8 protein-coding genes are annotated in these 8,533 nt (G+C 34.0%); 7 read left to right on the forward strand and 1 reads right to left on the reverse strand.

Annotated elements, in window-relative coordinates:
* The 5 genes from GXM17_RS16850 to GXM17_RS16870 all read left to right on the forward strand — a co-directional run bounded on the left by GXM17_RS16850 (window position 1) and on the right by GXM17_RS16870 (window position 6,296).
* Window positions 1-1,563, forward strand: a complete 1,563-nt coding sequence (locus tag GXM17_RS16850) for a RagB/SusD family nutrient uptake outer membrane protein (RefSeq protein WP_163400543.1) — start codon at window positions 1-3, stop codon at window positions 1,561-1,563.
* An 18-nt stretch (window positions 1,564-1,581) separates the two neighbouring features.
* On the forward strand, window positions 1,582-2,655 hold the full coding sequence (locus GXM17_RS16855) for an IPT/TIG domain-containing protein (protein WP_163400544.1): 1,074 nt from the start codon (window positions 1,582-1,584) through the stop codon (window positions 2,653-2,655).
* Window positions 2,656-2,737: 82 nt separating this feature from the next.
* Window positions 2,738-3,997: a fasciclin domain-containing protein gene (locus tag GXM17_RS16860; protein ID WP_163400545.1), complete on the forward strand. Its 1,260-nt coding sequence runs from the start codon at window positions 2,738-2,740 to the stop codon at window positions 3,995-3,997.
* 90 nt (window positions 3,998-4,087) lie between these two features.
* Complete coding sequence (locus GXM17_RS16865) at window positions 4,088-5,320, forward strand: glycoside hydrolase family 27 protein (protein WP_163400546.1); 1,233 nt, start codon at window positions 4,088-4,090, stop codon at window positions 5,318-5,320.
* Between the two features lie 10 nt (window positions 5,321-5,330).
* Complete coding sequence (locus GXM17_RS16870) at window positions 5,331-6,296, forward strand: glycoside hydrolase family 5 protein (RefSeq protein ID WP_163400547.1); 966 nt, start codon at window positions 5,331-5,333, stop codon at window positions 6,294-6,296.
* A gap of 924 nt (window positions 6,297-7,220) precedes the next feature.
* Here the strand turns inward: GXM17_RS16870 and GXM17_RS16875 are convergent.
* Window positions 7,221-7,919, reverse strand: coding sequence for a LexA family transcriptional regulator (locus GXM17_RS16875; protein ID WP_163400548.1), 699 nt, complete (start codon window positions 7,917-7,919; stop codon window positions 7,221-7,223).
* Between the two features lie 114 nt (window positions 7,920-8,033).
* On the opposite strand from GXM17_RS16875, the gene GXM17_RS16880 reads away from it, so the two are divergent.
* Together GXM17_RS16880 and GXM17_RS16885 are read left to right on the forward strand one after the other, a co-directional pair.
* Window positions 8,034-8,222 carry a hypothetical protein gene (locus GXM17_RS16880; protein ID WP_163400549.1) on the forward strand — a complete coding sequence of 63 codons (189 nt, stop codon included), beginning with the start codon at window positions 8,034-8,036 and terminating at the stop codon, window positions 8,220-8,222.
* Window positions 8,223-8,255: 33 nt separating this feature from the next.
* Window positions 8,256-8,533 (forward strand): hypothetical protein (locus tag GXM17_RS16885; RefSeq protein WP_163400550.1); only part of this gene is annotated, 278 nt, incomplete at its 3' end.

Here is an 8,533-nt window from a genome sequence, read left to right on the forward strand (position 1 = left end):
ATGAAAAAATATATCAATATAAAGACCTTAGTTTTATTTTTAATGCTAGGTTTGGTAACCACTTCTTGCAGTGAAGATTTCCTGGATCGCCCTTCTGAAGATAGTTACAGCAGTGAAGAATTTTATAGTACTGATGAACAGGTGGCAAGAACTACTTATGGTATGTATGGCGCAATGTGGGCGCCTTATTACACCAAAAACTTTTATGCTTTGTCTGAGTTGTCTTCAGGAAACTGTATCGCATATGCAGATGGGCCAGAGCTAATACAGTTTAAATTAACCTCTGATAGCCCTATTTTGTTAGATCCTTGGAGAGCTTGCTTTGCAATTGTAGCTCAATCCAATAATTTAATTAATAATATTGAAAAAAACGCTACTTCAAATGTGAATAAGGCTGTGATTAAGAACACTATCGCCGAAGCACATTTTTTTAGAGCGATAGCTTATTTTTATTTGGTTCGCTTGTATGGACCGGTGCCTATTATTGAGGATAACTTGGCTTTAGCAAAGAATCCGTTAGTAAATACAAATAGAATAGAAGATGTCTATACATTTATTGAAAACGATTTAAAATATGCTGCAGCAAATCTTAAAATAAAAGTGAGATCAAGAACCGCTGGAAGTGAGAATATTTTTGTGACTCAGGGTTCTGCTGAAGCATTTTTGGCTAAAGTGTATTTATATGAAAAAAAATACGCTGATTCTAAAACAATGGCTGAAAAAGTGATTAACTCAGGTGAGTTTGGTTTGTTGCCAAATTACGCAGATTTATTTTTGACTAGTAAAAATAATAACGAAGAGTCTATTTATTCATGGCAATGGTCTGGTGCAATAAATACGTATGGTGGAGGAAACTTTTCTAACATTCAGTATGGTTTGGATATTTTGAACGATAATGCTTCTTATGGAGCTACTTATGTACCAACAAATGATGTTCAGGATGCTTTTGAAATTGGTGATGTAAGAAGAAAAGAGTCTTTTATGATTTACGGAGATTCTTACCCTAACATTAAAGGAGATGGTGTTGTGGGTTTTGTGATGGATCAGACTAAATATCCGGATGCTTTGGGTAATACAGGTGCAGCGGTTAAGAAATACGTAGTGGGGCAAGTTACGGGAGAGACCGGACCGGCTGACCAATGGGGAGGAATGAACAATTGCAATTATATTATGCGTTATGCTGATCTTTTGTTAATTCATGCGGAGGCAATTATGGCAGGAGCAGCTGAAACTACTAATCCTGCCGCAAAAGAATCATATAATAAAGTAAGATTTAGAGCAGGTCTTGATATTTTAGGAAATAATGTTCCTTTAACAAAAACGGCTTTATTTCATGAACGCAGAGTAGAGTTTGCTTTTGAAGGAGAATATTGGTTTGACTTAGGAAGACTTCCGCGTCAGGAAGCGATTAGTATAATTTCTCAGCAGGACAGAGGTTTTGATTCTCAGGGAGTAAAGCATTATACACCGACAGCAACTGATTTTATTTATCCAAAACCAGATATAGAAGTTAGAAAAAATCCAAAATTGAAAGAGGCTCCGGTTCCTTACAGTTTTAACTAATTTTTAAAAGTAAATACTATGAAAAATATAAAAAATAGAATGTTATTGAAGTTGTGTTTTTTGGCTTCGATTTCAATTTTACTGTTCGCTTCATGTTCAAATGATGACTCGGGCAATTCTTCAAGGAAGTTAGAAGTAACCGGAGTAAGCAAATCTGTTGTTGATGATCCTTTGATTGAAGGAGATAGGCAAGTTGATGTTCCTACAGATGTTATTAATGCAGGAAATTATTATATAATTAGAGGGTCTGGTTTTGCGTCATTAAAATCAATTTCATTTAACGGTTTAGAGTCTTATTTTAATCCAACTTTTGTAACAGATAATGCAATCGTCATTTTGGTAGATCAAAAAACACCATATTACAATGAAATGGACGAAATGAAAATCGTTACTAATGGGGGTACTTTGAACTATAAGATAGCTGTCAGGCCACCAAGTCCAAGTATTACAGGTTTTCCGGTTAATCCTAATGATGGGGATATAATCACAATCAAAGGAGATTATTTTTTACGTCCATCTGTAAATTTTGGAAGCACAAAAGCAGAACTGATTTCGGAATCATTGACTGAATTAAAAGTAAAAGTTCCCGATGGGAGTTATTTGAAAAATTTATCAGTAACAAATGTATCTGGAACAACAGTAGCCCAAGAAACCATTGGCTCGGGAATTTATGATGATGCTCCTACTAATATTTGGGGTTGGGAAGATTTGTGGGATGATGAGAATCCGCTTAATAAAGCTTATGATAAAGATGTTAAACAAGGGGAAAAGTGTATTCGATGGACGTCGGGAGAATGGAATGGTTATGTAATTGGTATTAATAACTGGTCTTATCATGATACAGATAAATTTAAGGCAATAAGATTTTGGATTAAAGGTGAAAAAGCAGGAAAAATGAAGTTTTTTGCTAATGATGTTAATGTTTCGGCGAATACTAAAATAATTGAGATCAAAAGTACTTGGACTTATTTTGAAATACCATATGCTGAAGTCGGTAATCCAACGGAAATATCTAATATTGGATTTCAGGAATTTGGAGGATTTGGAGGAAATGTTATCTATTTAGATAATATTGGATTTGTGTTGAAATAATTGAGACAGATTCTAAAAAATAATTCGATAGTCAGTTGATTTCATTCATTTGAATCCATAATTAAAAACTAAAAGAGAATTTATGAAAAATATATATAATAAAGTAAAACATATTGCTGTGTGTATCTTTTTGGTTGCTGCAGTTTCTTCTTGCGATAATGAAATTAAAGATATTGGAGGAGCAGAACAAAATTATAATACAGTTTACGGATTGCTTCAGGCAAATAGTAACTTGACTACATTTACTAAGGCTATAGCATTAGCTGGTTTAGAAGCAACCCTGAATACATCAGATGATTACACCTATTTTGTTCCTAATAACACTGCTTTCGATGCTTATTTGGTGGCTAATGGGTATGTAAATGATTTGGGATATCCGGATATTAATTTGGTTCCGGTTGAATATTTAAAACAGCTTGTTTTAAGTCATGTTGTTAAAGGAGTAAAAAAGAGAGTTGGAAAACTCACAGGTGTCGAAGCTGATTATTTGGAAACAGGAGAGTATGCGACTATGGCAAATACAGTAAATCCTGACTTGTATCTATTGGGTATCAATGTTACCGATGGAGTTTTAAAAGTAAATGGTTCTGACAAGGCAGCTCCAGGGTTAGATTATTATGGGACTAATGGATTTGTAGATGTTTTAGATAATGTAATTGAGTTAACCCCTCCGGCTCCGGTAATTTCAACTCTTTCACAAGTTTTAGCTTCTCCTGGTGATGTTATAACCATTACAGGACAGAATTTTGTAAAAGTGAAGAGTGTAAAGTTTGGATCTACGTCGGCTGCAATTACTGTAGTGTCCAAAACAGAAATAAAAGCAACTGTTCCGGCTGATTTTGATTCTTATGCTCTTATTGTGGTAGAGACTGACTTTGGTGTGTCTGCTCCAAGTGGCATAGGTCTTAAGTATTTACTATACGAAGATTCATTAAAAGGATCGGGATGGGGCTGGGATGCCCAGCCTGAATTTCAAAGTACCGAAAATGTAAGCAGGGGGACATATTCAATTAAAAAGGTGGCACTTCCATGGAATGGACTTTATATGGGATCTAGTGTAATCTTAAATAGTGGAGATTATCAATTTCTTAAAATGTCTATTTTTCCTACCGAAAGCACAAAGATTATGGTTACAGTAAATAATGATAGAAACGACTCAAGTAAAGGTACTACTGTTACTTTGGAGCCAGGGAAATGGAATAATATTTCGATTCCTATTTCAAGTTTGCATCCTGATCTTTTGCCTGAAGGAAAATTTGATAATGTATTTATTCAGGAATTTTCTAATATTTCACTTACCCCAGGAAGTGTTTTCTATATAGATGATGTAGGATTTTTGTAAAATAAAAAATGTTTAATTTGAGTTAGTCTAAATGTTCCCTGATTGAAAAATTAGGGAACATTTTTTATAAAGTATTTTAAAATTTAAAAAATGAAAAAAATAATTTTAGTGTTGGCTCTGCATATTTCGATGTTAGGCATTAGTCAGGGAAATACACATGTACAAAAAGGCGGAAAATTTGAAAGTTTGGCAATGACACCACCAATGGGCTGGAATTCATGGAATACTTTTGCAACTAATATCGACGAGAAACTAGTAAAAGAAACCGCTGATATTATGGTTTCTTCAGGAATGGCAGCTGCAGGCTACAACTACATTGTATTGGACGATGGCTGGATGGCGAAAGAACGGGATGCAAACGGAGATTTAGTACCCGATCCGGTTAAATTTCCAAACGGAATGAAAGCTGTTATAGATTATGTGCATAGCAAAGGTCTTAAGTTTGGCCTGTACAATTGTGCAGGTACTCACACTTGTGCGGGTTATCCGGGCACACGCGGTTACGAATATCAGGATGCGCGATTTTATGCTAAACTGGGAATTGATTTCTTAAAATACGATTGGTGTAATACAAAAGGAATTACTGCTCCGGAAGCATATACAACAATGAGTAATGCCTTAAAAACAGCCGGTAGACCAATTGTTTTTAGTCTTTGCGAATGGGGCGATAATCAGCCATGGGAGTGGGGAAAACCGGTTGGTAACCTTTGGAGGATTTCCGGAGATATTTACCCATGTTTTGACTGCGAATTCAAACACCCTGAAAACTGGTCGTCCTGGGGATTCATGAAAATTGCAGACATGCGTAAAGACATCCGAAAATATTCCGGACCTGATCATTGGAATGATTTTGATATGATGGAAGTGGGAAATGAAATGAATGATACCGAAGACAAAGCCCATTTTAGTTTATGGTGCATGCTGGCATCTCCATTGTTTAGCGGAAATGATTTCAGAAAAATGTCTAAAGAAACACTGGCAATTTTAACAAACAAAGAACTGATTGCTGTAAATCAGGATAAATTAGGGATTCAGGGGTTTAAATATCTGGCAAAAGATGGCTTGGAGGTTTGGGCAAAACCATTATCTGACGGAAATTGGGCGGTTACTTTTTTAAATAGAAGCGAAGTAACTAAAAAGATTAATTTTGATTGGAAAAAACATCTGATAAGAGATGCAGATTTTGGGTTTGAAGCCGATTTTGATAAGAAGGTTTACAAATTGAAAGATCTTTGGAAAAATAAAGAGGCAGGAAGTACGAAAAAGAGTTATACAGCTGAACTGGCTTCCCATGATGTAATTACGTTGAGATTAATTCCTTAAAAAAAATGTTATGAAGTCCATCAATAATTTTTATTTTATCTTTTTATTACTGATTTGCAGTTTTGCCAATGCCCAATTTGTAAAAAAGCATGGACAGTTAAGTGTTCTCGGGACTCAGTTAGTTGATCAAAATAAAGAGCCCGTGGTTTTGAGGGGAATGAGCTTTGGCTGGCATAGCATGTGGCCGAGATTTTACAATGAGAAAGCAGTCAAATGGCTAAAAAAGGATTTTAATTGTAATATCGTACGTGCTGCTATGGGAATTGAATTAGGAAAAATGTCATATATAAAGGAACCGCAGTTTTCGAAAGATAAAATTGAAGCAGTTATAAAAGGAGCTATAAAAGCAGATATATATGTGATTATCGATTGGCATAGCCATAACATTAATCTTAAAGAAGCAAAGGTCTTTTTTGCGGAGATGTCTAAAAAGTACAGTAAATATCCTAATATAATATATGAAGTTTTTAATGAGCCTGATCATGAAACCTGGCCGGAAGTTAAGGCCTATGCCGAAGAAGTAATCAAGGTTATCAGGGAAAACGATCCTGACAATATTATTTTAGTTGGTTGCCCACATTGGGATCAGGACATTGATTTGCCTGCTGCTGATCCTATTAGAGGATTTGATAATTTAATGTACACTATGCATTTCTATGCGGCTACACATGGCAAAGAGCTAAGGGATAAAACTGATGCAGCAATAAAAAGTGGCTTGCCTGTTTTTATTTCAGAATCTGCCGGTATGGAGGCTACTGGAGACGGACCTCTCAATATGAATGCATGGCAGGAATATATTGAATGGATGGAAGATCGAAAACTAAGCTGGATTACCTGGTCGGTCTCTGATAAAGATGAGACCTGCTCCATTTTGCAAAAATCAGCTAAATCCGAAGGTAATTGGAAAGAGACAGATTTAAAGCAATCCGGAATTAAGGTTCGTGATTTTTTAAGAAAATATAATGATAAAGAATAAGACGCTATTTATTTGTAGAGTTATAAAAGCCTGTTCGTTTTGAGCAGGCTTTTTTAATTTTAGAGTATGAAAACAATGAGATTTATATTGGTTTAGGATGTTTTCTTTGTAAGAATTAAACGAGTGTTTTTGTTTCTTTAAATTCAGTACGCGATTTGAGTGTTTTTTTATGTTTGGTTTTTATTTTATCAACAACCCCCTGTTTTATAGGGGGTGGTTGTTATTTTTTTTAAAATAAAAGTGAGAATTAACGTATTTTGATTATTATTTTTGGTTTTTAACCCTGATTTTTTAATGAGTAAATTAAAAAATGTGTTATTGTATTTTTAAAAACATACCCGTTTAAATATCAAAAAACGATTATTTTGAATTTAATTTTTGTAATCCGTAAATCTGCTTTTGTATAGGGCTATAAATCAAATATACAATATACATTAATATAAAAAAGGTCGAAAAGTCCAATAAAATCAATACTTCACAGTAAAAAAGGTCGAAAAAAGAAAAAAATTAAAATGTTCATTAATTACTTTTTACTACCGTTTTACTACCATTAAAAAAGCCAAAAAGGTTCGTTATAAAGAAGTAATTACCATACCCGGGAGGATATATACTCAAAACTACTATAAAAGCCGTAAAACAAAGCGTTTAACGGCTTTTTTTTTATTCTATTAAGCAAACTTAAACAGGTTTTTAAAGCCTTTTAAAAGTATTTAAACGACATTTCAAAAAACGGTATTTTTTGTATTGCTTTACTTAATGCTTTACCTCTTGCTTTACCTCATGGATGCAAAAAAAAGTACTGGAAAACACCCCGTAATTACACTTTAAAACCAAAAAAGTATAAAAATAAGGCTGAAAGCCCCCCTTTAATTCATTAATTACACTTTGTTATTATGCGCAAAGCGCTATAAATCAGTTAATTACTTAGTTATGTAGCCTTATTGAAGCTCGTACAAGCCCGATTGCGGCTATTTGACTTAGTTTTACATCCTTAGGACTGTGGTGTTGATTGTGACTTACAAGCCTCACGTATTCGTCTCCTAATTCGCTTTGATGAACAAACTTTATAGTTTTCATAGTACTGTATTCGTCTAATTTGACAGCTACTATATACATTTCTCCAAAAAATATCTGTGCTCTTTCTACTGCAATACGTTTGTAAGCTATCATGTCACCAGATTTTAACAAAGGATACATACTATCACCAGATGCGTAAATCGCACCATCGCAGGACGGCATACTTGGTATAGAAATATAGTCAATAACTTTTTCTTCATCAATACCGTTACCATCAACCAAAGGAACCAATCCCATTGTTGCTTCAAGATTAAACAATGGTACTCTTTGAATCTCGTATATCGCATCTTTTGTTTTTCTATAGCTTTCTACTGATTCAGCAACAATGTTATTAGCACTATTTATATTATATCCATTACCGGTTAAAAGCCAGTTAATATCTATGTCATTTTCACATTTTGAAAACAAAAGATCGTAGTCAATTGAGTTTCTTGAATACCAATTAGACAAAGTACTTCTACTTATATTAAGAAAATTCGCTAATTCTGTATCGGTATTGAAATTTTTTATGCTTTTTAATCTGTTTAAAATCAATGACTTATCCATAATGTTTTAAAAATGTGAACTTTTTTACGTAAAAACGTTTTTTTGTTTTCAATTTGTGTATATATTTGTAAAGAACAAAACGAATTACAAAACATAATTAACAATTGTAAAGATATGAAAGAGATATTAATTGCAAGTGAGATGAAGAATAAAATCATAAAAGAATTTAAGTCATCTCGTCCCAGTTTAAGATCAGCCCTAAAATTTTACACAAACTCAGATGTTGCCAGGGCAATGCGCAAACGTGCTAAGGAACTGTTAGAGGCAGAATTGAAAAAAATAAATGAGTTTGACGAATTGTAAAGCACTAATAAGTCGCACGTAAAATTATTCAGTATGGAAAAAAAAGAAAGCCCATTTGAATACCATAACGACAAACTTGGTGCGAAAATAAAGTTCCTTATAAAGAGTGATAAGCTTGTAAGCTCACATGAACACAGCTTGAAACTAATTTCTTACAGGGCTCTTTATGGTAGAATGAAAAGTAAAACCCAGCCTGAACGAGAATTAAGGCGTGCATCACTCGGATTTGATGCACTTGTGGAGTTTGACTCTTTAGTACAAGAATGGCGGGATGCATTAGTATTCAAATTCGGAAAGCCCACCGAAATAAC

This window comes from Flavobacterium fluviatile, from assembly GCF_010645065.1.
Classification (GTDB): Bacteria; Bacteroidota; Bacteroidia; order Flavobacteriales; family Flavobacteriaceae; genus Flavobacterium; species Flavobacterium fluviatile.